Annotated in this window: 23 protein-coding genes; 11 read left to right on the top strand and 12 right to left on the bottom strand. The window is 67.7% G+C overall.

What is annotated here, in order from left to right:
* Nucleotides 1-135 precede the first annotated feature (135 nt).
* From BW991_RS15405 to arsB, 6 genes are all read left to right on the top strand, one after another.
* Complete coding sequence (locus BW991_RS15405; RefSeq protein WP_076603002.1) at nt 136-780, top strand: RluA family pseudouridine synthase; 645 nt, start codon at nt 136-138, stop codon at nt 778-780.
* 79 nt (nt 781-859) lie between these two features.
* Complete coding sequence (locus BW991_RS15400) at nt 860-1,231, top strand: ArsR/SmtB family transcription factor (RefSeq protein ID WP_076603001.1); 372 nt, start codon at nt 860-862, stop codon at nt 1,229-1,231.
* Nucleotides 1,228-1,707: an arsenate reductase ArsC gene (locus tag BW991_RS15395; protein ID WP_076603000.1), complete on the top strand. Its 480-nt coding sequence runs from the start codon at nt 1,228-1,230 to the stop codon at nt 1,705-1,707. The genes BW991_RS15400 and BW991_RS15395 overlap by 4 nt, the downstream gene beginning before the upstream one ends.
* Before the next feature lie 38 nt (nt 1,708-1,745).
* Nucleotides 1,746-2,105 carry an arsenite efflux transporter metallochaperone ArsD gene (gene arsD / locus BW991_RS15390; protein ID WP_076602999.1) on the top strand — a complete coding sequence of 120 codons (360 nt, stop codon included), beginning with the start codon at nt 1,746-1,748 and terminating at the stop codon, nt 2,103-2,105.
* An 11-nt stretch (nt 2,106-2,116) separates the two neighbouring features.
* A complete protein-coding gene (gene arsA, locus BW991_RS15385) occupies nt 2,117-3,934 on the top strand; it encodes an arsenical pump-driving ATPase (protein ID WP_076603133.1) in 1,818 nt (605 codons plus the stop codon).
* Nucleotides 3,918-5,024 (top strand): ACR3 family arsenite efflux transporter, encoded by a 1,107-nt coding sequence (arsB, locus tag BW991_RS15380; RefSeq protein ID WP_076602998.1) that lies wholly within the window; start codon nt 3,918-3,920, stop codon nt 5,022-5,024. Before arsA ends, arsB begins: the two co-directional genes overlap by 17 nt.
* Nucleotides 5,025-5,041: 17 nt before the next feature.
* Here arsB and BW991_RS15375 read toward each other — a convergent pair whose 3' ends face one another.
* From BW991_RS15375 to BW991_RS15345, 7 genes are all read right to left on the bottom strand, one after another.
* Nucleotides 5,042-6,577, bottom strand: coding sequence for a methyl-accepting chemotaxis protein (locus BW991_RS15375; protein ID WP_076602997.1), 1,536 nt, complete (start codon nt 6,575-6,577; stop codon nt 5,042-5,044).
* Between the two features lie 9 nt (nt 6,578-6,586).
* The gene (locus BW991_RS15370) at nt 6,587-7,426 is read right to left on the bottom strand and encodes a phosphate ABC transporter substrate-binding protein (RefSeq protein ID WP_076602996.1); all 840 of its coding nucleotides are present in this window, start codon (nt 7,424-7,426) and stop codon (nt 6,587-6,589) included.
* 314 nt (nt 7,427-7,740) lie between these two features.
* Nucleotides 7,741-8,604 carry a TorD/DmsD family molecular chaperone gene (locus BW991_RS15365; RefSeq protein ID WP_076602995.1) on the bottom strand — a complete coding sequence of 288 codons (864 nt, stop codon included), beginning with the start codon at nt 8,602-8,604 and terminating at the stop codon, nt 7,741-7,743.
* 95 nt (nt 8,605-8,699) lie between these two features.
* Nucleotides 8,700-9,824 carry an NrfD/PsrC family molybdoenzyme membrane anchor subunit gene (gene nrfD, locus BW991_RS15360; protein ID WP_076602994.1) on the bottom strand — a complete coding sequence of 375 codons (1,125 nt, stop codon included), beginning with the start codon at nt 9,822-9,824 and terminating at the stop codon, nt 8,700-8,702.
* A 10-nt stretch (nt 9,825-9,834) separates the two neighbouring features.
* Complete coding sequence (locus tag BW991_RS15355) at nt 9,835-10,593, bottom strand: 4Fe-4S dicluster domain-containing protein (protein WP_212566911.1); 759 nt, start codon at nt 10,591-10,593, stop codon at nt 9,835-9,837.
* Between the two features lie 13 nt (nt 10,594-10,606).
* A complete protein-coding gene (locus BW991_RS15350) occupies nt 10,607-13,096 on the bottom strand; it encodes a molybdopterin-dependent oxidoreductase (RefSeq protein WP_076602992.1) in 2,490 nt (829 codons plus the stop codon).
* A gap of 59 nt (nt 13,097-13,155) precedes the next feature.
* Nucleotides 13,156-14,394, bottom strand: coding sequence for a 4Fe-4S dicluster domain-containing protein (locus BW991_RS15345; RefSeq protein ID WP_076602991.1), 1,239 nt, complete (start codon nt 14,392-14,394; stop codon nt 13,156-13,158).
* A 298-nt stretch (nt 14,395-14,692) separates the two neighbouring features.
* Between BW991_RS15345 and BW991_RS15340 the strand changes: the two genes are divergently transcribed.
* The 5 genes from BW991_RS15340 (at nt 14,693) to BW991_RS15320 (ending at nt 20,303) form a co-directional block, all read left to right on the top strand.
* Nucleotides 14,693-15,556 carry a substrate-binding domain-containing protein gene (locus BW991_RS15340; protein WP_084205107.1) on the top strand — a complete coding sequence of 288 codons (864 nt, stop codon included), beginning with the start codon at nt 14,693-14,695 and terminating at the stop codon, nt 15,554-15,556.
* Nucleotides 15,557-15,564: 8 nt separating this feature from the next.
* Nucleotides 15,565-17,022, top strand: a complete 1,458-nt coding sequence (locus BW991_RS15335) for a sensor histidine kinase (protein ID WP_076602990.1) — start codon at nt 15,565-15,567, stop codon at nt 17,020-17,022.
* The gene (locus tag BW991_RS15330; protein ID WP_076602989.1) at nt 17,019-18,353 is read left to right on the top strand and encodes a sigma-54-dependent transcriptional regulator; all 1,335 of its coding nucleotides are present in this window, start codon (nt 17,019-17,021) and stop codon (nt 18,351-18,353) included. Before BW991_RS15335 ends, BW991_RS15330 begins: the two co-directional genes overlap by 4 nt.
* 232 nt (nt 18,354-18,585) lie before the next feature.
* Nucleotides 18,586-20,055, top strand: coding sequence for a permease (locus BW991_RS15325; RefSeq protein ID WP_076602988.1), 1,470 nt, complete (start codon nt 18,586-18,588; stop codon nt 20,053-20,055).
* Nucleotides 20,056-20,057: 2 nt separating this feature from the next.
* Nucleotides 20,058-20,303: a thioredoxin family protein gene (locus tag BW991_RS15320; protein ID WP_076602987.1), complete on the top strand. Its 246-nt coding sequence runs from the start codon at nt 20,058-20,060 to the stop codon at nt 20,301-20,303.
* 43 nt (nt 20,304-20,346) lie between these two features.
* On the opposite strand, the gene BW991_RS15315 is transcribed toward BW991_RS15320, so the two are convergent.
* Genes BW991_RS15315 through BW991_RS15300 form a run of 5 tightly spaced genes read right to left on the bottom strand, consistent with a single transcriptional unit; the run spans nt 20,347 to nt 24,440 of the window.
* Nucleotides 20,347-22,788 carry a heavy metal translocating P-type ATPase gene (locus BW991_RS15315; RefSeq protein WP_280174125.1) on the bottom strand — a complete coding sequence of 814 codons (2,442 nt, stop codon included), beginning with the start codon at nt 22,786-22,788 and terminating at the stop codon, nt 20,347-20,349.
* Nucleotides 22,781-22,939 (bottom strand): hypothetical protein, encoded by a 159-nt coding sequence (locus BW991_RS23900; protein ID WP_170879117.1) that lies wholly within the window; start codon nt 22,937-22,939, stop codon nt 22,781-22,783. Before BW991_RS23900 ends, BW991_RS15315 begins: the two co-directional genes overlap by 8 nt.
* 33 nt (nt 22,940-22,972) lie before the next feature.
* Nucleotides 22,973-23,494: a hypothetical protein gene (locus BW991_RS15310; protein ID WP_076602985.1), complete on the bottom strand. Its 522-nt coding sequence runs from the start codon at nt 23,492-23,494 to the stop codon at nt 22,973-22,975.
* A complete protein-coding gene (locus tag BW991_RS15305) occupies nt 23,491-24,183 on the bottom strand; it encodes a methyltransferase family protein (RefSeq protein ID WP_076602984.1) in 693 nt (230 codons plus the stop codon). The genes BW991_RS15310 and BW991_RS15305 overlap by 4 nt, the downstream gene beginning before the upstream one ends.
* Nucleotides 24,180-24,440 carry a DUF2933 domain-containing protein gene (locus BW991_RS15300; protein ID WP_425290212.1) on the bottom strand — a complete coding sequence of 87 codons (261 nt, stop codon included), beginning with the start codon at nt 24,438-24,440 and terminating at the stop codon, nt 24,180-24,182. Before BW991_RS15300 ends, BW991_RS15305 begins: the two co-directional genes overlap by 4 nt.
* Between the last annotated feature and the right edge of the window lie 292 nt (nt 24,441-24,732).

The following is a 24,732-nucleotide window of genomic DNA, read 5'->3' as shown; positions in this document are numbered from 1 at the left end:
GCGCGGGAATCCTGCTAAAAGGCGCGGTCCGGTGGCGGACGGCAGGCCCGGTCGGAGAATGATCCGGCACGGTGTCGCCTCCACCTCCTGGGGCATTCTTCCCGTTTCCTGTCATCGCCCAGCGCTACCGCAACCGTGCCGCATCTTGCTCCTGCCATCATCCATGCGGACGACGCCATCGTCGTCGCCGACAAGCCTTCCGGTCTCCTGTCGCAGCCCGCGCGTGGCGAGGAGCGGCAGGATTGTCTCGAGCTGCGCGTGCAGGCGCAGTTCCCCGACGCGCTCCTCGTGCATCGTCTCGACATGGCGACATCGGGACTGATCCTGCTCGCGCGCGGGCCCGAGATGCTGCGGCGGATGAATCATGCGTTCGCGCAGCGCACGGTCGGCAAGCGTTACGTTGCAGTCGTGCATGGCCTCGTCGCGAGTGACCGCGGGGAAATCGATCTGCCGCTGGCGGCCGATTCGGACAACAATCCGCGCCAGAGGGTGGACCGCGAGGGCGGGAGGCGGGCGCTGACGCGGTACCGGGTCGTCGAGCGCCGTGGCGAGGGCGAGGGAGCGGTGTCGCGCGTCGAACTGGAGCCGGTGACGGGGCGCACCCATCAGTTACGGGTGCATCTGATGTCGCTGGGGCATCCGATTCTTGGCGACGTGCTGTATGCGCCGCCGCAGAGCGCGCAACTGCACGCGCGCCTGCACCTGCATGCCGCGGCGATCGCCTTCATTCATCCGGAGCGGCGCATCGCGATGACTTTCGAGAGCGTCGTGCCGTTCTGACCGGCTGCGCCGAGACGGCATTGACGCACGCGGTCGTGTTTCGTTACGATATTTCAACAAATTTGGAAATGTGGAAGCCATGGACGAAAAAGCGGCAGTGGCCGTCTTCGAGTGCCTTTCCTCGGGCGTGCGGCTCGGCGTCTTCCGGCTGCTCGTGAAGGCGGAGCCGGTGGGCATCGTTGCCGGGGATATTGCCACCGCGCTCGACATCGCGCCGAGCAGCCTGTCTTTCCATCTGCGCACGATGACGCAGGCGGGACTTCTGCGCGTGGAGCAGGAGGGGCGATTCCTGCGCTATCGGGCGAATCTCGGGCTGATGAGCGAGGTCGTCGGCTTCCTCACCGAAAACTGCTGCAGCGGGGTGGCCGGCGGGTGCCGGGACGCGGACATCCTGTCCGGACGGATCCCCGGCTGTGGCTCTTCCAACCCAGCGCGGGAATCGAAAGCATGAATGTGTTGTTCCTGTGTACCGGCAACTCGTGCCGGTCGATCCTTGCCGAGGCGACCTTCAACGCCCTGGCCCCTGCGGGCATGTGGGCGATGAGCGCCGGCAGCCAGCCTGCGGGTTATGTGCATCCGCGCTCGCTGGCGCTGCTGGCGCGCGAGGGCTTCGCGACCGAAGGGCTGTACAGCAAGTCGTGGAGCGATCTGCCGCGGGTGCCCGACCTGATCGTCACGGTGTGCGGCAGCGCCGCCGGCGAGACCTGCCCGGTGGTGCTCGGCAAGGTGCCGCGCACCCATTGGGGCGTCGACGATCCGGCGAAGGCGACCGGTAGCGATGCGGAGATCGACGCGGCGTTCGCCCATGCCTACCGTGTGCTGCGCGCGCGTATCGAGGCATTCCTCGCCTTGCCCGGCGATCTCGCCCGGCGCGACCCCGCTGCGTTCCAGACGGCGGTCGACCGCATCGGCGAGCTGTCGGCCTGATTCCTCCCTCTTCCAATTCCTCTACCGGGACCATCACCATGAAATCGATCCAGATCTTCGATCCTGCCCTGTGCTGCAGCTCCGGCGTGTGCGGCGTCGATGTCGACCAGCAGCTCGTCACCTTCGCCGCCGACGTCGAGTGGGCGAAGCTGCAGGGTGTCGCGCTCGAGCGCTTCAATCTCGCGCAGCAGCCGCTGGCGTTCGCGCAGAACGCGGTGGTGAAGGGCTTTCTCGAGCGTTCGGGCGCCGAGTCGCTGCCGCTGATCCTGATCGACGGAGAGTTCGCCCTGGCGGGGCGTTATCCGACGCGCGACGAGCTCGCCCGCTGGGCCGGCGTGAAGGCCGAGCCGGCCGGGAAGTCTGCCGGCGGGTGCTGCAGCGGCGGCCGCTGCTGCTGAGCGGGACGGCGATGCGCTTTCTCGATCAGCCGCCGCGCTACCTGTTCTTCACCGGCAAGGGTGGGGTCGGCAAGACCTCGCTCGCCTGCGCCACTGCAATCCATCTTGCCGGACTCGGCCGCAAGGTGCTGCTGGTGAGCACCGATCCGGCCTCGAACGTGGCGCAGGTGTTCGAGCAGGAGATCGGCAACCGCGTGACGCCGATCGAGGCGGTGGCGGGGCTCTCTGCGCTGGAAATCGACCCGCAGGCGGCTGCACAGGCCTATCGCGATCGCATCGTCGGCCCGGTGCGCGGCGTGCTGCCGGACGACGTGGTGCGCGGCATCGAGGAGCAGCTTTCGGGCGCCTGCACGACGGAGATCGCCGCGTTCGACGAGTTCACCGGGTTGCTGACCGATTCGCTGCTCACGCACGGTTTCGAGCATGTGGTGTTCGATACCGCGCCGACCGGCCACACGATCCGCTTGCTGCAGCTGCCTGCCGCGTGGTCGGGATTTCTCGCGAACAACACCGAAGGGGCGTCCTGCCTCGGCCCGCTGGCCGGGCTGCAGAAGCAGCGCGAGCAGTATTCGGCCGCCGTCGCGGCGCTCGCGGACGCCGTACGCACGCGGCTGGTGCTGGTCGCGCGCGCCCAGGCCTCGACGCTGCGCGAAGTGGCGCGCACGCACGCCGAGCTGGCGGCCATCGGACTCAGTCGCCAGTTCCTGGTCATCAATGGCGTCCTGTCCGACGACGAAGCGGCGCGCGCGGATGGACTGGCCGCGGCGGTGCTGCGTCGCGAACGGGATGCGCTCGCCGCGCTGCCCGAGCCACTGCGCGGGCTGCCGACCGACTACGTGCCGTTGATGCCCTTCAACCTCGTCGGGCTGGCGGCATTGCGAAGCTTGCTGGGCACGGCCGGTGCGCAGGCCTGCGACGCGCCCGGTGACGAGCGGGCGCCGGCGGCGCACGGGTTGCCGAATCTCGCGGGCCTCGTTGACGGTATCGCCGCGGACGGCCGCGGGCTGGTGATGCTGATGGGGAAGGGCGGGGTTGGAAAGACGACGCTCGCCGCCGCGATCGCGGTCGAACTCGCGCACCGCGGCTTTCCGGTACATCTGACGACCTCCGATCCCGCGGCGCACCTCGCGGAGACGCTCGAGGGTTCGCTCGGGAACCTCACCGTCAGCCGCATCGACCCGCAGGTCGAGACTGAGCGCTATCGCCGGCATGTGCTGGAGACGAGCGGCAAGGATCTGGATGCGCACGGACGCGCGATGCTCGAAGAGGACCTGCGTTCGCCCTGCACCGAGGAGATCGCCGTCTTCCAGGCCTTCTCGCGCGTGATCCGCGAAGCAGGGAACAGGTTCGTCGTGATGGATACGGCCCCCACGGGCCACACGCTGCTGCTGCTCGATGCCACCGGTGCGTATCACAAGGAGATCGCGCGCCACATGGACAAGAGCGGCATCACGCACTTCACGACGCCGATGATGCAGCTGCAGGATCCGCTGCAGACCAAGGTGCTGATCGTGACGCTCGCCGAGACCACGCCGGTGCTGGAGGCCGCGAACCTGCAGGCCGACCTGCGCCGCGCCGGGATCGAGCCGTGGGCGTGGATCATCAACAACAGCCTCGCCGCTGCGCGAACCGGCGCACCCGTGCTGCGCCGGCGCGCAGCGCAGGAGTGGCCGCAGATCGAGATCGTGCGCGAGCGCCACGCCAGGCGCGTCGCGCTGGTGCCGGTGCAGGCGGACGAGCCGGTGGGCGTACCGCGCCTGCTGGCGCTCGCCGCAGGCGGCACGAACAGTCAAACCAGGAAGGAAGGAATCGATGTCGGTTCAGTGTGAAGTGACCGCGAAGCGCGCCGCGGTGGCGCCGATGAGCGTCTTCGAGCGTTATCTCACCGTCTGGGTGTTCCTGTGCATCGTCGCCGGCATCGCGTTCGGCCAGATGGCGCCGGCGCTGTTCCAGGCCATCGGGCGGATGGAGGTCGCGCAGGTGAACCTGCCGGTCGGGGTGCTGATCTGGGTGATGATCATCCCGATGCTGATGAAGGTCGATTTCGGTGCACTGCACGAGATCCGCGGCCACATGCGCGGCATCGGCGTGACGCTGGTCGTGAACTGGCTGGTGAAGCCGTTCTCGATGGCGCTGCTGGGGTGGTTCTTCATCCGCCACCTGTTCGCGCCCTGGCTGCCCGCCGAGCAGATCGACAGCTACGTCGCGGGCCTGATCCTGCTCGCCGCGGCGCCGTGCACGGCGATGGTGTTCGTGTGGAGCCGGCTCACCAACGGCGACCCGATCTTCACGCTGTCGCAGGTCGCGCTCAACGACGCGATCATGGTGGTCGCATTCGCGCCCATCGTCGCCGTGCTGCTGGGCATCTCGGCGATCACCGTGCCGTGGGACACGCTGTTCACGTCGGTCGTGCTCTACATCGTGATTCCCGTCGCGCTCGCGCAGGTGGCGCGCAAGGCGCTGCTGGCGCGCGGGCAGGCGGTGTTCGACGCGGCGATGGAGCGCATCGGCCCGTGGTCGATCAGTGCGCTGCTCGTGACGCTGGTGCTGCTCTTCGCCTTCCAGGGTGAGGCGATCCTCGCGCAGCCGCTGGTGATCGCGCTGCTGGCGGTGCCGATCCTGATCCAGGTGTTCTTCAATTCCTCGCTTGCCTACCTGCTCAACCGCGCGGTGGGGGAGAAGCACAGCGTCGCCTGCCCCTCGGCGCTGATCGGCGCGTCGAACTTCTTCGAACTCGCCGTTGCCGCGGCGATCAGCCTGTTCGGCTTCGAGTCCGGCGCGGCGCTGGCGACCGTGGTCGGCGTGCTGATCGAAGTGCCGGTGATGCTGCTGGTCGTGCGCGTGGTCAACGCCAGCAAGGGGTGGTACGAGGCGGGGGCGCAGTCCTCACTGGCCGCGGGCCGGCGCGGGGACGCCTGACCCGCGGCACGGGCCGGTCATACCCGGAAGCGGCCGACCTGTTCATAGAGGCTGGACGCGAGTTCGCGCATCGAATTGGCGGACTCGCTGCTGCCGCCGGCGGCCGCGCTGATCTCTTCCGACATGCTGGCGATGCTCTCGACGTTCTGAGCCATCGATTCGGCGGCGAGGGCCTGTTCCCGCGCGGCGGAGGCGATGTCGCGGACGCGCTGGGTGGTGCGGTCGACGGCTTCGCCGATGCGGGCAAGGACGTCGCGCAAGGCCTCGGCCGCCGCGACTTCCTCGCTCTCCTGCTCGTTGCTCTCGCGGATCACGGCGACGGCATTGCCGACATCGGTGCCGATGGCGTCGATCATCTCGGCAATTTCCTTGGTGGCAACCGTCGTGCGTTCGGCGAGTTTGCGCACCTCGTCGGCGACGACCGCGAAGCCGCGCCCCTGCTCGCCGGCCCGGGCCGCCTCGATGGCGGCGTTCAGGGCGAGCAGGTTGGTCTGGTCGGCGATTTCGCGGATCACCGCGACGATCGAGCGGATCTGCTCCGAGCGCTCGCTCAGCGCGTTGACGTGTCGTGCAGCGCGGCCGACGGCGTCGGCGGTCGACTGGATCTGACGCGCTGCCTGTTCGGCGGTTATCTGGCCCTGGCGTGCCTCGGCGTTGGCGCCGGCGGCGAGATTTTCCGCATCGGCGGTGTGGTCGGCGACCTGCGTGATGCTCACCGTCACCTCTTGGACCGCCGCCGAGGTTGCGGCCGCCGATTCGCTCTGGCGCATCGTCGCCTGCGCGGTCTGCGACATCGTCGAAGCGAGCGACTCGGCGGAGCCGGCCACTTGCCGGGAGGCGTCGCGGACGAAGCGCATGATGTCCTGCAGCTTGCCCATCATGGTGTTGAAGGCTTCGGCGATGTCGCCGATTTCGTCGCCGGTGCTCACGCGCAGGCGCGCGGTCAGGTCGGCCTCGCCCTGGGCGATGCCGCGGATGAGCTTGCGCATGTCGGCGATCGGCGCAATCACGGTGCGGGTCACCATCCAGTACATCAGTGTCAGCGCGATCAGCACGGCCACCACAACGACGATCTGAAAAGTGCGCGCGAGCGAGCCGATGCGGTTCTTCTCGACCTCGACGTCGGCGAGCTGTGCGCTCACGAGCGCGTCGATGCTGCGGCTCTGCTCACGCAACTGGTCGAGCCGTCGGGCGCCTTCCTCGTTGCGATTCTCCAGATACACGGAGTTGATCGCGACCACGCCGGCGAAGTAGTCGCGTACCGGGTCGCGCAGCGCCTGGCCGCGCGGTCCGAGTTGTGCGAGGCGGTCATCGACGGCAAGGGCACCGCGTGCCGCCTCGATCGCAAAGCTGTCCCGGTGCGTGAGGATCCCGCTCTTGACGTGGTCGGCGATCTCGCGCACGCCGTTGAGCGTTGCGAGAAGGGCGCGCTCTTCCCCGGCCACCGTCTCGCGGCGGGCGTCGAACGCGAACATGATGGCGATCATCGCCAGTACCAGCAGGCCGATGAGGGCGAAGGGGGCGATGATTTTTCTTGTCAGGTTGATTCGCATGATCCGCTCCTAGCGTGTTGCGCCGACCGGCAGGAAGCCCAGGGACTGGACGATTTCCTGCCCCTTCGGTCCTTGTGCCAGATACAGGAAGGCGCGCACGGACGGTGACTCGTTCACATAGACAAGGTTGAGCGGGCGCACGATGGGATAGCGTCCCGACTTGATCGCCGCGTCGGTCGGTTCCTGACCGTCCAGCGGAATGATCTTGATCGGCATGCCGGCTTCGGCCATGGCGCGGGCCGTGCCGACCGACACGTAACCGATCGCGCCGGGCATGCCGCCAACCAGGGTCAGGGCCTCGACGTTCGCCCCGACGACGTAGGTCCTGGAGCTGATGAGCGGTTTGTCGGACTTCTTCCGGTCGGGGCTCAGCAGCCCGGTGTAGTGCTCGAAGAGTTCCAGCGTGCTGCGCCCGACTTCCTTGCTGACGCGCTGCACCGGCAGGTCGGGGCCGCCGAGGGCGGACCAGTTGTCGATCTTGCCGGTATAGAGCTCGACCAGTTGAGCCTTTGTGAGGCTGGTGACCGGATTGCGCTGGTTGACGACGATCGCGAGGGCGTCGATGCCGATCACGGTGTTCTTGAGCGCGGCCTTTTCCGTGTCGCTGAGATCGCGCGACGCCATGCCGATGGCGCTGGTGCCGGCGATGGCATTCTTCACCCCCGCACCGCTGCCGCCGCCCGTGACCTTTACGGCTTCACCGCCCTGCGTGAAGAGCGGGGCAAGTTTCTCCACCACCGGCTGCACGGTGCTCGATCCGGAGATGTCGAGGGCATATGCGAGGGAGCCGGTGCACAGACCGGCTACGGCCAACGCAGTGCGCAGGCAAACGCTGGGCTTGAATCTCATGAGAATTCCTTCGGACATTCGTTTCGGGCAATCGCGGTCTGTGCGGGCGCGATTGTTACCAGAAGTAATATGCCGATAATAACACTTAAGTCGTAATGGGTATTCAGGCCAGGGGCTCGCGATACGCGATTCGGGTATCAATGGCAGGGGGCGGGGCGTGCAGGGAGCTGTTCGACGCCGCCATCGAGTCGCAACCCGTGGGGGCGGCAGTTTCCCGCCGCGTTCCAATGCGCGCGTCGTCCCGTAGCCGGCGTTTTCGATGTCGTCTGGGCGGAGCCGAGCCGCTGCCATCCATCCTGGCCTTGCGGCCAGACTCATTCGTAACGCGATCCCCTGCGCGGCCCGGGCGGTGTGCCGCGCGAGTAGCCGCGCGCCTCGTCGCGCAGTTCCGGCGGGATCGCCAGGTGTTCGGTCGATAATCCTTTCTCGCGCAACTTGCGCGCGATGAACGCCATGTCGTCGGCGGTGATGCCGCGTTCGGCACGGTCGTGGCGCGCCTTGCCGATGGCCCGCCGCGCGCGCTGCACGGCAGCCGGGAGTTCCTCGGCGACGGCGTCATGGGCGACCGCTGTCGCGAGGATGCGAGCGAGCGGCAGCCAGGGATTCGGCCCGGCGCCGGGGGTACTGGCGTCGTTTTCGAGATCGCGCAGGAAGGGCGAGACCCAGCGCGCGGCAAACCGGTCGAGAAAATGTTCGGGCCGGACTGCGGGCGGCGGGGTGCCGGCGGCGAGCGCTTCGGCGCTGTTCAGGTAGAGCAGGGCCACGAATTCGAGTTGCACCGCGACATGGTCCGATAGGTCGTGGAAGTCGTCGCCGCGTTCGACGCCGCAGCGCCGGTAGGTGTCTTCCAGTGCCGAGACCGAGCCGCCGTTGATCGCGCCGTCCAGGTAGCCGCCGGTGTTGATCTGGATGGTTCGCGGCGGGACCAGGAAGAGGGTGCTGTAGCGCTGCAGCAGCGTGACGTGGTCGGGAATCGCGGCGATCGCTGCGCGGTAGTCCGCCACGGCATCGGCGCAGGCGTAGCCCAGCGATGCCCCGAGTTCCTCCAGGTCGTCGGCGAGGGCGTCGCGCAGCGCGGTGAAGACTTCCTGCTTGCGCGGTGTCAGGAAGGCGCGCGCGAGGCACAGGTAGAACTCGCCGCGTTCGGCCAGGGATTCGATGTTGCGTGCATCCATCATGTGTCGTTCCGCATTGCCGCCCGGGGGCAGGGTGGTCGCCCCCGGGCGAGGTCGCGGACCGCGGCGCCGCGCGGTCCGCACGGTAGGTCCGCCGCTCAGTCCTGCGGCGCGGCCCCGAGGTCGAGCATCTTCTCGCCCAGCGCCCAGCCGAAGAAGGCGATCGAGAACGCCAGCAGCGTGAGCATCCACTCGGTCGTCGACGGCGTATAGGCGATCAGGTCCGGCACCCAGCTACCCTTGAACAGCGGCGCGAGTTGCCCGCCGATGACGAAGTCGTAGCGGTCGATGAAGAAGCCGCCGATCACCATCACCGAGGCCACTGCCAGGGCCTTGCGTTGCAGCAGCAGGAAGAAGGCGCCGATCAGCAGTGCGGCTTCGATCCAGTACCACGGCGAGGCGACGATGGCGTCCCATACCTGCAGGCCGTCGGCGTTGCTCCACAAGCCGATCACGGTGCGGTAGCCGATCACGAGGATCGTGATGCCGAGCAGCCCCGCGAACGCGGTCGGCAGCGGCCCCCGCATCAGCGTGCGCACCTGGGCCGGCATCGTGTCCTCGCTGTCGTAGCTCAGACGCGTGACCAGCACCGCGAAGGCACCGCCCGTGCACGCCGCGGTGAGGATGAAGTACAGCGGCACGAGGTTGCCGTACCACATCGGCCGCATCGCCATCGCGCCGAAGGCCATGCCGAGCATGCCGCCCGCGAGCAGTTCGGTGACCAGCGCCGCGAGTCCGATCTGCTTGCTGCTGCTGCTGCTCCAGTCGCCATTGTGGATGCGCAGGAACTTCAGGATGCCGAGCACGAGGAACACGGCGTAGAAGATGCCCATCCAGTTGAGCGGCGAGACGAGCTGCGCGTTCAGCGGGATCGCCCACAGCATGCGGAACGGGTGCCCCAGCTCCAGCGCCAGCGATGCGAACCCTGCCACCAGCGTGACCAGCGACAGCCACACGCAGCGCTTGGCGATGGGGTACCAGCCCTTGTTGCCGAAGGTCATCGCCACCGAGGCGACCAGCGTGAGGCCGGTCGAAGTCAGCGCGAAGAACACGTAGTTGACCACCGGCAGCCCCCACGAGACGCCGTCGCTGCCGGTGTTGAAGGCGCTGTGTCCGCCCGACAGCAGGTTGAAGAAGGCGATGCCGAGGCTGACGACCAAGCCCGCGAGGCCGGCCATCAGTACCGCGCTCACCGCGCCGCTGCCTTGAGTTTGTGTTGCCATGGTGTCCTCCTCAAGCCTTCTTGTTCGAACGGGTGCCCGGAACCGCGCCGCTGGCCGCGCCGCCGCCGCTGACGTAATACACCTGCGGCTTGTTGCCGGTGTGGTCGAGCAGACGCGTGCCCTGCTTGTCGGAAATCAGCCGGCTGACCTGCGAGTTCGGGTTGTCCAGGTCGCCGAAGTAGCGCGCCTTGGGCGCACAGGTGCGCACGCAGGCGGGCACGTATTCGACGAGCTCGGGATTGCTCTCGTCGAGATCCGCCGTGCCCTTGGGCGCCTTGCTGATCTTGTGGTAGCAGAAGTTGCACTTCGACACGACGCCGTTGGGCTGGATGCCCACGCCGTGCTTCGGGTCCTGCTGTGGCCCCTTGTACGGCGGGTTCCACGACAGGTCGCCGTCGCCCTTGAACACCTGCTTGATGTTCGGCTCGATCAGCGGCTTCTCGTCGGTGTAGAAGCGTACGCCGTACGGGCAGGCGATCATGCAGTACTTGCAGCCGATGCACTTGTCCCAGTCGATCAGCACGACGCCGTCCTCGGTCTTGTAGGTCGCCTTGGTCGGGCACACGTGCATGCACGACGGTTCCTCGCAGTGCATGCAGGGGCGCGGGAACCACTTCAGCTGCGGCGTCGGCTGTCTGCCATCCGTGTAGTACAGGACGTCCTGGTAGTTCTCGCCGGGCAGTCGGTTGTTTTCCATCTGGCAGGCGGTGCTGCAGGCCTGGCAGCCGGTGCACTTCTCCAGGTCTATGACCATTCCCCATTTAGCCATTTTGCGAGCCTCCTCAAGCCTTCTCGACCGACACCTTGCCGGTGTAGTAATTGGCCATGCCCGAGATGCGGTCGGACTGGTTGTCGATGATCGAATCCACGTGCGTGCCGCGCTCCTTCGCCCAGCGTCCGTGTGCCCAGTGACCGTGCTCGAAGGGCAGCACGATGGTGTCGGGGCGGGTGAGCTCGGTGACGCGGGCGATCGCGATGACTTCGCCGAGCGTGGACTTGATGCGGATGCGGTCGCCGTCCTTGAAGCCCTTGGCCTTCGCGACCGAGGGATGCACTTCCGCGTACACCTGTCGGCGTCCGCCGGCGGCCGGCTGCATCAGCGCGATCGCGTTGGGGATGTTCGCGCTGCGTCCTTCGGCGTGGAGCGCGTTCTTCGGCGTGACGAAGTGCAGGTCGCCCGTGCCGGTGTATTTCGGCTCCTCCCAGTGCGGGAAATTGAATTTCGCCGGATCGCGGCCGGTCTTGGCGAGCACCCAGTCGCGCTTGCTGTCGAGATAGGAGGACTTGAACTCGAACTTGCCCGAGTCCGTCTTCAGCAGCTTCTTCTTCACGTCTTCGGCGCTCATCGGCTTGTTCCAGCCTTGGCCGTCCCACTCGAAGAATTCGCCGCGCACCTGCCGCCAGTGGTAGGGCTTCTTGTACCAGACGCCTTTCTCGACCCAGGATTCGAAGCTGTTCACGCCGTTGTCGCCGGGCGTGGCCTCGAAGCCCTTGGCCAGGTGGCGCAGGATGTTCTCGACGTTTTCGAGCTTGGCGTAGTACTCGCTGGCGGGGCCCTTGAGACGCTTGCCGATCTCGATCAGCGTGTTGCCGAAGGTCTGGGTGTCGTACAGCGGCTTGATCGCGGGGGTGCGGATCTGCGCCAGCGGCCAGCCCTGGAAGGGGTAGGTCGGGGCGTCCTGCCAGCGTTCGAGGTAGGTCGAGTCGGGCAGGATCAGGTCGGCCATCATCGCCGTCTCCCCCGGGAAGGGTGAAGTGTCGATGACGAAGACCTCGGCGAGCATCTTTTCCCAGGCCGTCGCGTCGGGCGACGAGAAGATGGGGTTCGTCATGTAGAACATGACCGTGTCCATCTTGTAGGGCTTGCCGGCGAGGTGGTTCTTCGGCACTTCCTGCAGCATGTTCTTCGCGAACATGTAGCCGTCCTCGTGTCCTTTCAGGTCGATGCGCGGCATGGCCTTGTGCGGGCCGTTCTTCGCGTAGTCGTCGAGGTGGTCGTCCGGGTTCGCGGGTGCAGGACCGTAGGCGGGCCCCATCTGGTAGGCGAGGCCGCCCTCGGCGAAGAGCGAGCCGACCAGCGCGTTCAGCGAATGGATCGCCATGCCGTTCAGCACGCCGTTGCTGTGGTTGTGCGCGCCGCGCTCGAACAGCGCGATGGCCGGGCGCGTCGTCGCGAATTCTCGCGCGGTCTTCAGGATGAGGTCCGCGGGAATCGTCGTGACGCCTTCGGCCCACTTGGGCGTGCGGTCCTTCAGTTCGACGTTCCACCATTCGGCGAGGCCCAGCGTCCATTTCTCATCGAAGGGTGCATCGACCGGCTCGCCCGCCTTGAAGTGGTTCTGGCCGTCTGCGAAGTTGCCGACGAAATTCCGGTCCCACAGGCCTTCGGTCAGGATCACGTGCGCGATCGCCAGTGCCAGCGCGCCGTCGGTGCCCGGCTTGATGATGAGTGCGCGGTCCGACGCGGACAGCGTCTGGTTCATATGCACGTCGACGGCGGTCACATGCGTCTTCGGCGCCTTCTCGCCGCGGATGTAGCCCCACACCTGCAGGTTGTTGTTGTACGGACGGAAGGACTCGAGGAAATTGGCGCCGAAGATCAGCAGGTAGTTGGCGTTGCGGTAGTCGTACGAGCTGTAGGAGGCGTTGCCGTCGGTCATCTGCTTCGCGAGCACCGAGCCGTCCGAGCACATCGACGAATGGCCGATGCCGATGTTGGGCGAGCCGTAGAGCTTTGCCATCGGCGCGAGCGTCACGCCGACGTCGGTCGCGCCCCAGCCGCGGCCGAAGAACAGGCCGAAGCGGTGCGATTCGCCTTTGTCGCGCAGCGCGTTCATGCGGTCGGCGACCGTCTCCAGCGCCTCGTCCCACGAAATCGGCATGAACTTCGGATCCTCGTCGCGCCCCTTCTTCGGGTTCGTGCGCTTCATCGGCCCCTTGAAGCGATCCGGGTCGTACAGGATGTAGGTGCCCAGGTGCATCTTCGGGCAGCCCTTGCCGTTGGCGATCGGATGGCCGGCGTTGCCGTAGATCGCGTGCACCTTGCCATTGGTCGTGTAGACGTCGATGCCGCAGCGCGCCGGGCATTGCGCGCAGATGCTCTTGTTCACCACGGTGTTGCTGTCGACGGTGGCTGCCTGCGCCTCCTTCAGCGTCGACAACTGTCCGATGCCGAATCCGCCGCTGCCCGCCACCGCCGCGCCGGCTGCCGTCCCCGCGCCGCTGACCTGCAGGAAGCGGCGCCGCGAAATGAGCTTCTTGAGTATTTCCATTTTCCTGACTCCTCGATCGACCCTCTTGATGTGGTATTCGTCATTGATCGCTTCAGGGCTCACGGCCCTTCCGGTGCGGCCGGCGTCTCTCCGTGGCGGCGGCTGAACAGGGCGAAGCCGGCGCGTGCGAGGTTCTCCGTCTTGCGGCAGCGCTCGCACAACGCTTCTTCGTCGTGCGCGGCAAACAGGGCGCCGCAGCGCACGCACTCGCTTTGTTCGATCGTCGCGAGTACGGCCGGCGCGCCCGCGAAGGGGCGCCAGGCGTGCCCTTCGTGTGCGAGCGCTTGGGATGGACAGATCCGCGCGCAAGCGCCGCAATCGACGCACAGCCAAGCGTCGAATTGCAGGCGGGCGTGCCCATCGTCGGATTCCGTTTCAAGGTGCAGGGCGCCCGTCGGACAGGCGCGCGCGCACGCGCCGTGTGCCCGGCAGGCGGCGCTCGCCGTGAGTGCGGGCAGCAGCGCGGACCGCGGATGGGGCTGGCCGGCGCGACGTGCGATGTGCTCGAGCAACAGGCGTGTCTCCTCGCCACGCTGGGCGGCGATGCTGCCGCGGCGCCTCCGGGCGACGGGAACGTCGGTCGGCAAAGTCTCGCCCGTCGCTGTCGGGGTGACGGCTGCGGCGAGCGAACGCGAGAGGCCCGCGAAGAAGCGCCGCCGGCTTTCGATGGGCAGGTCGCCGACTGCGGCATCCCGGCGGTTACCGTTCGGTAACGCGTCCGGGCTGACCGCCGCGGGCAGGTGTTCCGCCTGCATGCCGGCCTCGGACAGCGCACGGCGCGCGATCTCCAGGGGCGCGCGCCAGGGTGCTTCGTGCGCGCGTGCATTGCCGCACGCTGCGCAGGCGCCGTCGTCGACCAGCCGGATCGGCGCATCGCCGGCGGCGAGCGCGAGTCGCAGCCAGTCGCTGACGGTGATTCCTCCAAGACAGGCCACGCGATGCAGGGGGGCGTCGATCGCCGCCCGGCTGCGCTCGCAGCTCAGCACCAGTCCCTGGGCTGGCACCGTCGCCGGCAGTGCTACCCCATCGACCGCCAGGGCGCCCGTCGGGCAAGCGGCGGCGCAGAGGCCACAGCCGCTGCACGCGGCCGGGTCGAGCAGCGGCGCGTCCTCGCCGAGTGCGATGCAGCCGTGAGGGCAGGCCGCTTCGCAGCGCGTGCATGCGGTCGCGGGCAGGGTCTCGGCGATGCACGCCGCACGGCGCAGGCCGACGAGTCCGAGTGCGTGCAGGCGCCGAAAACCGTCCTCCGGTCCTGCGGGGGCAGCGTCGCGGGCGAGATGGCGGAGATCCTGATTCATGGTCGCCTTCCGGATTGGTCGAGCTGGTACCGCAAGAGCCGGGCCATTCGATGCAAGTAACGGAAAAATAAGGAAATATCTGTTATTGGAAGGAATCGGAGGAGTCGCGGGTTACGGTTCGGTAACCTAAACTGCAGTTGCGGGCAGGGTTTTGTTACGATCTGGTAACGGAATTCCTGCACGACGTGCGCAGGCCGCCGGTGGGCATCCTCGGTGCAGTTCTTGCGTAGGCAGGAGACCGTTCTTCCATGAGCGAACGGGAAGGGGGAGGGATGCTGGTCTCGGGAACGGGGGAACGATGAACCGGCGGCAGGCCCTGTTCGGCCTGTGCGGCCTCGCGTTCGCCGGCCGCGGCGCCCGGGCGGTTGCGGAGACTGGCGGCGATGCCGTGCGGATCGGCATGACCCCGGTGTTCCTCGACGACCAGGTGGGCTTTCTCGGCGCGTGGCGGGACTACCTCGCGCAGGCGCTGGGGCGACCGGTCGAATTCATCCAGCGGGGCAGCTACCGCGAGATCGTCGAGCTGATGCGCCAGGAGAAGCTGCACTTCGCGTGGCTGTGCGGTTATCCCTACGTGCGCGAGCAGCGCTGGATGCGGCTGCTGGTGGTGCCGGTGCATCAGGGCCAGCCGCTGTACCGCTCCTATCTGATCGTGCCTGCCCGGGACACGGCCACCACCAGGATCGCCGAGCTGCGCGACCGCGTGTTTGCGTTCTCCGATCCGGATTCGAACTCGGGCTACCTCTATCCGCACTACCAGCTCAACCGCGCGAATACTTCGCCGGCGAATTTCTTCCGCCGCAGCTTCTTCACCTATTCGCACAAGAAGGTGGTTGAGGCAGTGGCGCTGGAGGTCGCGCACGGCGGGGCGGTCGACGGCTACGTCTGGGACACGCTCGCGCGCACGCACGCGGAGCTGACCGGGCGCACGCGCGTTGCAGACCGCTCGCCGCCGTTCGGCTTTCCGCCTTTCGTCGCGGGGCCCGTCGCCTCGCCCGCGCTGTTCAGGCGCATGCAGGCAATCCTCCTCGCGATGCACGATGATGGCGCCGGCGCGGGTTTCCTGCGCCAGCTCAACCTCGACCGCTTCGCCCTTGGCACGCCGGCACTCTATGCGGACATCGAGCGCATGCTGCGCGCCGTCGGCCAGCCCAACGTCTAGGAGGACGCTTGCTGCATTTTCGCGACATCAGCTTCCGCTACAAGATTCCGCTGCGCGCGACGGTGCTGGTGCTGGTCACCGCGACGGTGCTCACGACATCGCTGCTGCTGCGCGAATACCGGGACCTGCGCCGCGACATGCTCGACGGCTCGGCGCGCTGGTCGGCGGTGCTGAGCCAGACGCTGGTTGCCCCGATGCTGCACGACGACCTGTGGCGCGCCTTCGAGATCGTGCGCGCGGCGACGTCGCCCGGCGGCGGCGAGCAGGCCAGCGCGATCACGCTCGTCGATCCGCGCCTGCGCATCTACGTGTCGACCGATCCGGCGCGTTACCCCATCCTCGCGCCGCTGCACGAGCGCGGCGAGGCGGCGCGCGAGATCGCGAGCCGGATCGACGGCGCAGCCGGCACGGCGTCGCACAGCGTGGAGATCGCCGACAAGCTGTACGTGATCACGCCGATCGACGCGGACGGGGTGCGGCTCGGTCACATGATCCTCGAACACACCAGCACCTTCATGCAGTCGCGCTTCGCCGGCATGTGGCTCAGTGCGACGCTGGTGACGCTGTTCGTGCTGCTGCTGATCCTGCCGGTGTCGTGGTTCTGGGGGCGACGCATGGCCGAGCCGCTGGTGCATCTGGCCGATTGCATCGGCAAGGTCGGCGCGACGATTCCGCCGCCCGGAGCGCTGCAGTTCGAGGATTCGAAGGACGAGCTGGGGCAGGTCGGACGGGCGGTGGCGCGGATGTTCGACGAGTTGCGCGAAAAGGAGGGGCTCGAGCGCGAGATGCTGTTCTCGGAGCGGCTCGCGGCGATCGGCCGGCTCACCGGCGGCATCGCGCACGAGATCAACAATCCGCTCGGCGGCATGCTCAACGCCATCGGCACCTACCGCAAGCATGGCGCGAGCGACCCCGAACTCGCCGCGCGCACGATGTCGCTGCTCGAACGCGGGCTGCTGCAGATCCGCGACACGGTGTCGGCGCTGCTGGTCGAGGCCAAGGCGCCGAGCCATCCGCTGGCGCCGCAGGACATCGAGGACGTGCATATCCTGCTCAAGCCCGAGGCCGCGAAGAAGTCCGCGCGGCTGCAATGGAATTGCGAGCTGCCGGACGAGATCCCGCTGCCGGCGACGCTGGTGCGGCAGGTGCTGATCAACCTCGTGCTCAACGCGCTGCAGGCGGTCGAGGCGGGAGGCACCGTCGCATGCGACATCGGCCTGTCGGCCGACGGCATGACGATGGCGGTGCGTAATGACGGCCGCTACATCGAGGAGTCGCGCCTGCCCTACCTGTTCGAGCCCTTCGTCGGCGACGGCAATGGCAAGCACGGCCTCGGCTTGTGGATCACCTACCAGATCGTCACCGGGCTCGGGGGGCACATCTCGGTGCAGAGCGAGCCGGGCCTCACCGTGTTTGCGGTCGATCTGCCGCTGGGCATGGCCGTCGAAATGGAGTCCGCATCATGAATGCCGCCGTGCGTGTGTGCCTTGTCGAGGACGATCCGATCATGGGTGAATCGCTGTGCGAGCGCTTCCGCCTCGAGGGCTTCGACGCGCATTGGTGTACCAGCGGCGCCGAGGCGATGCGCAGCCTGCGCGAACAGGCCTTCGATGTCGTCATCAGCGACATGCGCCTGGGCGATACCACCGGCGAAGCGATCTTCGACTGGGCGGCCGGCGCATTGCCGCAGGCCCCGCCCTTCGTGTTCATCACCGGCTACGGCACCGTCGACCAGGCCGTCGCGCTGATCAAGCGCGGCGCCTGCGATTACGTCACGAAGCCCTTCGACCTCGACGCACTCGTCGCCCGGGTGCTCGAGATCGCCTCCGCCGCGCGGGCGCAGGACGAGGGCGTTCCCGGGCTCGAGCCGCTGGGCGTATCGGCCGCGATGCAGCGCATCGAGGCGATGCTGCCGCGGCTCGCGCGGGCCGCCAGCACGGTCCTCATCGTCGGCGAATCGGGCGTCGGCAAGGAACGCGTCGCGCAGCGCCTGCATGCCTGCCTGCCCGACGCCGCGCGTCGCCCCTTCGTCGCGTTGAACTGTGGCGCGGTGCCCGAAACGCTGCTCGAGCCGGAACTCTTCGGCCACGAGAAGGGCGCCTTCACCGGCGCCGCGCGCAGCCGGGCCGGTGTCTTCGAGCAGGCCCACGGCGGCACGCTGTTCCTCGACGAGATCGGTGAGATGACGCTGGCGATGCAGGTGAGGCTGCTGCGCGCGGTGCAGGAGCGGCAGGTAGTGCGTGTCGGCGGTGAGCGCCCGATCCCGGTGGACCTGCTGCTGGTGTGCGCGACGCACCGCGACCTGAAGGCGATGGTCGCGGAGGGCACCTTCCGCGAGGACCTCTTCTATCGCGTCAATGTCGTGCAGATCCGCGTGCCGCCGCTGCGCGAGCGGCGCGAGGACATCCCGTGGCTGATCCGGCGCTTTCTCTCCGACATCGCGCGCCAGAGCGGCGAGGCGCGCCGCCACCTGACCCCCGCCGCCGAGGAGGCCGCGCTGGCCTACCCCTGGCCCGGCAACGTGCGCGAGCTCAAGCATGCGGTCGAACGCGCCTGCATCATGAGCCCGGCCGAATGGATCACGCCCGCCGCGCTGTTTCCCGATGCCGAACTCCCGCCGCCGGCCGGCGACGTGCAGGCGCCGCTCGGCGATTACCTGCGCGAATGCGAATGCCGCTACATCCGCGGTGCGCTCGAATCCTGCGACGGGCACATCGGGCGCACCGCCGAGCTGCTCGGCATCAGCCGCAAGAACCTGTGGGAAAAGATGAAGAAACTCGATATCGGGCACGCCTGAAATCTTCGCGGGGCCACCAGTTCGGCATCGCGGGGTGCGGCGTCCGTTAGGTCTTTGGCATCGGCGCGGCGATTTTCGGAGGATAATCAGTGATGACTGATATAGGGGCCGTCGGCGATTCGTTGATGCCTGACGCGCGCGAGCGTGGGCGGGCGCAGGAATCCTCCCGCGCGAACGGTGCCGGTGCGCGCGCCTTGCGAGGGGCGCTGTCGTAGGGCCGAGGAGCAATGCCATGGAAACCGTATCGTCCTGGATCCTCCCCGTCTTCTACGGCGGGCTTGGAAACCTGGCCGCGTATCTCGCGGCACACGTGCTGTTGTGCCTGCTGCCGGCCTTCTTCATCGCCGGCGCGATGGCGGCGCTGATTCCCAAGGAAACGGTCACGCGCTTTCTCGGGCGCAATTCCAGCAAGGCGGTGTCCTATCCGGCCGCGGCAGCGGCGGGATCCCTGCTGGCGGTATGTTCCTGCACCATCGTCCCGCTGTTCGCCGGCATCTACAAGAAAGGCGCCGGGCTGGGGCCGGCGATCACCTTCCTGTTCTTCGCGCCCGCGGCGAACATCCTCGCGCTGGTCTACACCGGCGGCATCATCGGGCCGGATCTCGCCATCGCGCGTTTCGTGCTCTCGCTGATTTTCGGCATCGGCATCGGCCTGATCATGGCGCTGATCTTCCGCGCCGACGACGCCGCGCACGACCTCGCGACCGACAGCCCCTTCTCCGCCCAGGGTGAGGGCATGGGGCGCGCGCCGCTGTTCTTCCTTTTCGTGTGGGTCGCGCTGTTGCTGGCCGGCACGCTGAAGCTCGGGGTGCTGACCGGCACCTACGTGAATTTCGAGCTGCCGCTCGCCGATGCGCAGGTCTGGCAGGGCGTGCTCGACCGGCTCGTGCCGTTCGATGCGGCTAAAGGCGAGGAGGGGGTGTCGCTGCAGGGCGTGGTGCTGATCGCCCTGCTCGGGGTGATCGGCTTCAGCGCGTGGCGCGGGCTGGAGAACATCCAGGACGGGGCGAACGCATGGACGTGGACGAGCCTCGTGACGATCGCCGTGACGCTGCTCGTCGCCGCGCTGTCGGTACAGGCGGTGCCGGACGGACTGCGGATCGGCCTGACCGGCAAGTTCTTCGGCGTTGCGGTCGCGCTCGCCGGAGTCGGTCTGATCGCACGCTCGCACCTGTCGCCGGACGAGCTGCGCGACTGGCTGTGGGAGTCGTGGCGCTTCGTGAAGCAGATCTTCCCGCTGCTGGTGATCGGCGTGTTCATCGTCGGCATGATCCGCGTGCTGATCCGCCCCGAGTGGATCGAGATGCTCGCGGGCACGAACTCCGTCGTCGGCAATCTCGCCGGCGTCGCCTTCGGCGTGTTCATGTACTTCCCGACCCTGGTCGAAGTGCCCATCGCGAAGATGTTCCTCGACCTCGGCATGCACCGCGGGCCGCTGCTCGCCTACCTGATGTCCGACCCCGAACTCTCGCTGCAGAGTATCCTGATCATTTCGGCCATCATCGGCCGGCGCAAGACGGCGACCTACGTCGGGCTGGTGGCCCTGTTCAGCGCCGTCGCGGGCTTTACCTACGGCGCGTGGGTCGACGGCATGTCGCTGCTGCGGCTCGCGCTGTGGCTGGGCGCCTTCATCGGCGTGCTGGCCGTGCTGTTGTCCTTCGCCAGCCGACGCGCCGCATCCACCCTCGTGAAAGGAGTCTGATCATGGTGAACATCAAGGTTCTCGGTCCCGGCTGTGCCAACTGCCGCAAGCTCGAGGAAGTCGCCCGCGAGGCGGTCGCGTCGCTCGGCGTGCAGGCGGAGATCACGAAGGTCACGGACATGAACGAGATCATCGCCCACGACGTGCTCAAGACGCCCGGGCTGGTGATCAACGGGAAGCTCGTTTCGTCGGGGCGTATTCCCACGCCGGCGACGATTGCGGAGTGGGTGCGCGCGGCGATGCCCTGAACGGGTGCCGAGCATGCGCTCGCGTGGCCGGGCGCGGATGCGTTCAGTTGGCCGCGGGTGCCGCCCGGCGCAGCCGCAGCGCGTTGGTGACCACCGACACCGAGCTCGCGCTCATCGCCAGCGCGGCCACCATCGGTGAGAGCAGCAGGCCGGTGAAGGGGTACAGCAGGCCGGCTGCGAGCGGTACGCCGAGGGCGTTGTAGACGAAGGCGAAGGCGAGGTTCTGGTGCATGTTGCGCACCGTCTCGACCGAGATGCGGCGTGCGGCGGCTATGCCGCGCAGGTCGCCCTTCACGAGCGTGAGCTGCGCGCTGGACATCGCGACGTCGGTGCCGGTGCCCATCGCGACGCCCACGTCCGCGCGGGCCAGCGCGGGCGCGTCGTTGATGCCGTCGCCCGCCATCGCGACGACGCGTCCTTCGCGTTGCAGCCGGGCGACCAGTTCGTCCTTGTCCTTCGGCTTGACCTCGCCGAGCACCTCCTCGATGCCCAGGCGCTTGCCGACGGCGCGCGCAGTCGTCAGTCCGTCGCCCGTTGCCATGATGATGCGGTCGATGCCGTGCGCGCGCAGTTCCGCGAGCGCCTCGGGGGTTGTAGCCTTGACCGGGTCGGCAACGGCGACCAGCCCGACGGCGACGCCGTCGACGGCGAGCATCATCACGCTCGCGCCTTCGAGGCGCAGGGCTTCGGCCTGACCCGCAAGCGCGTGCCAGTCGGTACCTTCCTCGTCCATCAGCGCGGTGTTGCCGAGCACCACCTTGCGTCCGTCGACCGCGCCGCGCACGCCGATGCCGGACGACGACTCGAAACTCTCAGGTTTGGACAGCTCCAGCCCGCGGTTCCGCGCTTCGCCGACGATCGCGTGGGCGAGCGGGTGCTCGCTGCCCTGATCGAGGCTCGCGGCGAGGCGCAACACCTCGTCCGCTTCCCAGCCGGGGGCGGCGATGGTGGCGTGGAATGCGGGATGCCCTTCGGTGAGCGTGCCGGTCTTGTCGACGATCAGCGTGTCGACGCGGCGCAGGTTCTCGATCGCCGCGGCGTCGCGGAACAGCACGCCCTGCGTCGCGGCGTTGCCGGTCGCGACCATCACCGACATCGGCGTCGCGAGCCCGAGCGCGCACGGACAGGCGATGATCAGCACCGCGACGGCGTTGATCAGGCCATAGGCCCATGAGGGGGAGGGGCCGAAGAGGCCCCAGCCGAGGAAGGTCAGCGCCGCGATCGCGACGACCACGACGACGAACCATCCCGCGACGCGGTCGGCCATGCGCTGCATCGGCGCGCGCGAGCGCTGCGCCTGCGCGACCATCTGCACGATCTGCGCGAGCACGGTCTGCGAGCCGATCTTCTCCGCCTGCATCACGAGGGCGCCGCTGGTGTTGAGCGTCGCGCCGATCACCTTGTCGCCGGCGGCCTTCGATACCGGCATCGGCTCGCCGGTGAGCATCGATTCGTCCACGGCGCTCGAGCCCTCGAGCACGGCGCCGTCCACCGGCACCTTCTCGCCGGGCCGCACGCGCAGGTGGTCGCCGGGATGCACATGGGTCAGGGGGATGTCCTCCTCGCTGCCGTCGGCGTTGATGCGCCGCGCCGTCTTGGGCGCGAGGCCGAGCAGCGCCCTGATCGCAGCGCCCGTCTCCGAGCGCGCACGCAGCTCCAGCACCTGTCCGAGCAGTGTCAGCGAAACGATCACCGCGGCGGCCTCGAAGTACACGGCGACGTGCCCGCCCATGTGGAAGGATTCGGGAAACACGCCCGGCGCGACGGTCGCGACGACGCTGTAGCCGTAGGCGGCCCCTACGCCGGTGCCGATCAGCGTCCACATGTTGGGGCTGCGGTTGGCGATGGATTGCGCCCAGCGCACGAAGAACGGCCATCCGCCCCACAGCACGACGGGCGTCGCGAGCAGCAGCTCGACCCATGCGCGCGCGCTGCCGAGCAGCGGATCGAACAATCCGCCCGACATCGCGATCAGGGTGACGACGAACGTGGCTGGAAGCGGCCACCAGAAGCGCCGGCGAAAATCGGCCAGCTCGGGGTTCTCTCCCTCCTCGAGTTCCGGCAGCACCGGTTCCAGCGCCATACCGCATTTCGGACAGGTACCGGGGCCGGGCTGGCGGATCTCGGGGTGCATCGGGCAGGTGTATTCGGCCGCGGCCGGTGTCTCGCCAGCAGGCGCGGCCTGCGCTTCGGGTTCCAGATAGCGCTGCGGATCGGCGCTGAATCTGGCGAGGCACTTCGCGCTGCAGAAGCGGTATTCGTGACCGGCGAAGGTGGTGTGGTGGGGCGAATCGGGCTTCACGCTCATGCCGCACACCGGGTCCTTCAGGGTGGCGGATTCCTGCGGCGCGGCGGGCGAGGGATGCTGGTGCTCGTGATGGCGGGCATGTCCCTCATGCCCATGGTGTCCGTCGTCGTGACTGTCGTCGCCGTGATTGTCACTGCCGTGATGGCTATGTGCGTGCATGGGCCGTGGCTCAGTCATGTTCGCCTTCCTTGCCGCGCTGTCGACGTGCCGCGTAGATCGCCGACGGCGAGCTGCAGCAGCCGTCGGGTTTCGCATTGCGGTGCGCGCGCTCGTTCTCCGCCATCCATGCGCGCAGGCGCCGCAGCAGGGCTTTCAGCGATTCGGGCATCGCGCGTTCCTCCGTGTGCGTGCAGGCGAGCGCTCACTTCGCGGGGCGCTTGCCCGCCGGGCCGGCCATGCGCTCCATCATCATCTGCATCATGTCCATGCGCCGTTCCATCTGGTGCATGCGCTGCACCATGGCATCGGGCGACGCGCCGGAAGGATCCGCGTCCATCATTCCACCCATCATGCCCATGCCGCCCATCATCCCCTTGCCGCCCATCATGCCGCCCTTTCCTCCCATCATGTGGCAGCCCATCGGAGCGCCATCGCCCGCGGCCATCTGCTGACCCAGCATCATGTTCTCGCGCATGGTCTGCATGTGCTGCATGAGTAGCTTCTGGCGCTCCTCGGGTGTTTTCGCCGCGGCCAGCGCGTCGAGCTGGGACTGCATCGTGGCCGTGTTGTCGCGCATGCGCTGCACCGTCTTTTCGGGTGCCGGGGCGGGAGCGGGAGCGGTCGCGGCGGCCGCCTGTTCCGGGTGGTGGGCATCCTCGGCCCAAGCCGGCGACAGGGTAGCGAGCGACAGTGCGAGTGCGGTGGTTGTCAGCAGCGGTTTCATGATCCTTCTCCTGATGAATGCTCGCCGTGGCCGTCGGCGATCGGGTGGGGGCGGGACTTCGTCCGACGAGGGAAGAAGGCCGGAGTCTTGCTGGCGTAACGCAGCCAGTCGGCACCGAAGGTTGCCGCGGCCTCGCGCTCTTCGCGACGGGCGAGACGCACGTAGGCGAAGACGAGGACGGGGAGCATCGCGAGCGTGATCAGCGTCGGCCATTGCAGCAGGAAGCCCGCCATGATCACGACGAAGGCCGCGTATTGCGGGTGGCGTATGCGCGCGTAGGGGCCGGTGGTGGCCAGCCTGCCGGACGCTTGCGCCGCGTAGAGCACCTTCCATGCCGCGGCGAGCAGCCAGAAGCCGCCGCCGATCAGGATGCCGGACAGGAGGTGGAAGGGGCCGAAATGCGGATTGGCGCGCCAGCCGAACATCACTTCGAGCAGGTGGCCGGCGTCGTGGGAAAGGAAGTCGACCTCGGGGAAGCGTGCCGCGAGCCAGCCCGACAGCAGGTAGATCGTCAGCGGGAAGCCGTACATCTCGGCGAACAGCGCGACGATGAATGCGGAGAACATGCCCAGCGTGCGCCAGTCGCGCGACGAACGCGGCTTGAAGAAACTGGCGGCGAACAGGATGAACACGGCCGAGTTGATCACGACGAGCGACCACAGGCCATAGGCGGGGCTCGATTCGGTCATCGGGTGCCTCCGTCGCCTGGCGTGCCGTGGTGATCGCCGTGGCCTCTGTGGCCGTGGTGCATGAACAGGTGCATCAGCGGGCAGGCGAGCAGGAACAGCCAGGGCAGGATGCCCAGCAGATGGATCCGGTGTTCGAAGGCCAGCAGGGTGGCGGCGATTGCCAGGAAGATGCCGAATACCCAGCGGGCGCGCTTCGTCCGAGGGGCGTCCCTCACGGGGGCGGGCACGGGAGAGTGCTGCGAGTGCATGGCATCCATCCGATGTTCCGATGAATCCATCATAGACCGCGGAGATCGACTTCACCCTGACGCGATGATTACATTCCTGTCAGCATCGAACCGGAGGCCACATTCCCGGTAGTTCGCAGCACCTTCAGGATCCGCATCGCGGTCGACGTGCGCGGATGCGGAAACTCGGGTGCTCGTCGATCGCGCTCGCCGATGATTTCCTGAAAATGACGATGAGCTGAACAAAGCGTAATGTCGCGGTCATCGTCCTGTCGGGGATGCTTTCCTAGCATTCGATCATGGTTGCTCGCCTGTGAGCGCC

It is taken from the genome of Aromatoleum tolulyticum, from assembly GCF_900156155.1.
Classification (GTDB): Bacteria; Pseudomonadota; Gammaproteobacteria; order Burkholderiales; family Rhodocyclaceae; genus Aromatoleum; species Aromatoleum tolulyticum.
Note: the sequence above shows the minus strand (reverse complement) of the source record. Positions and strands in the feature narration are given on the sequence as shown.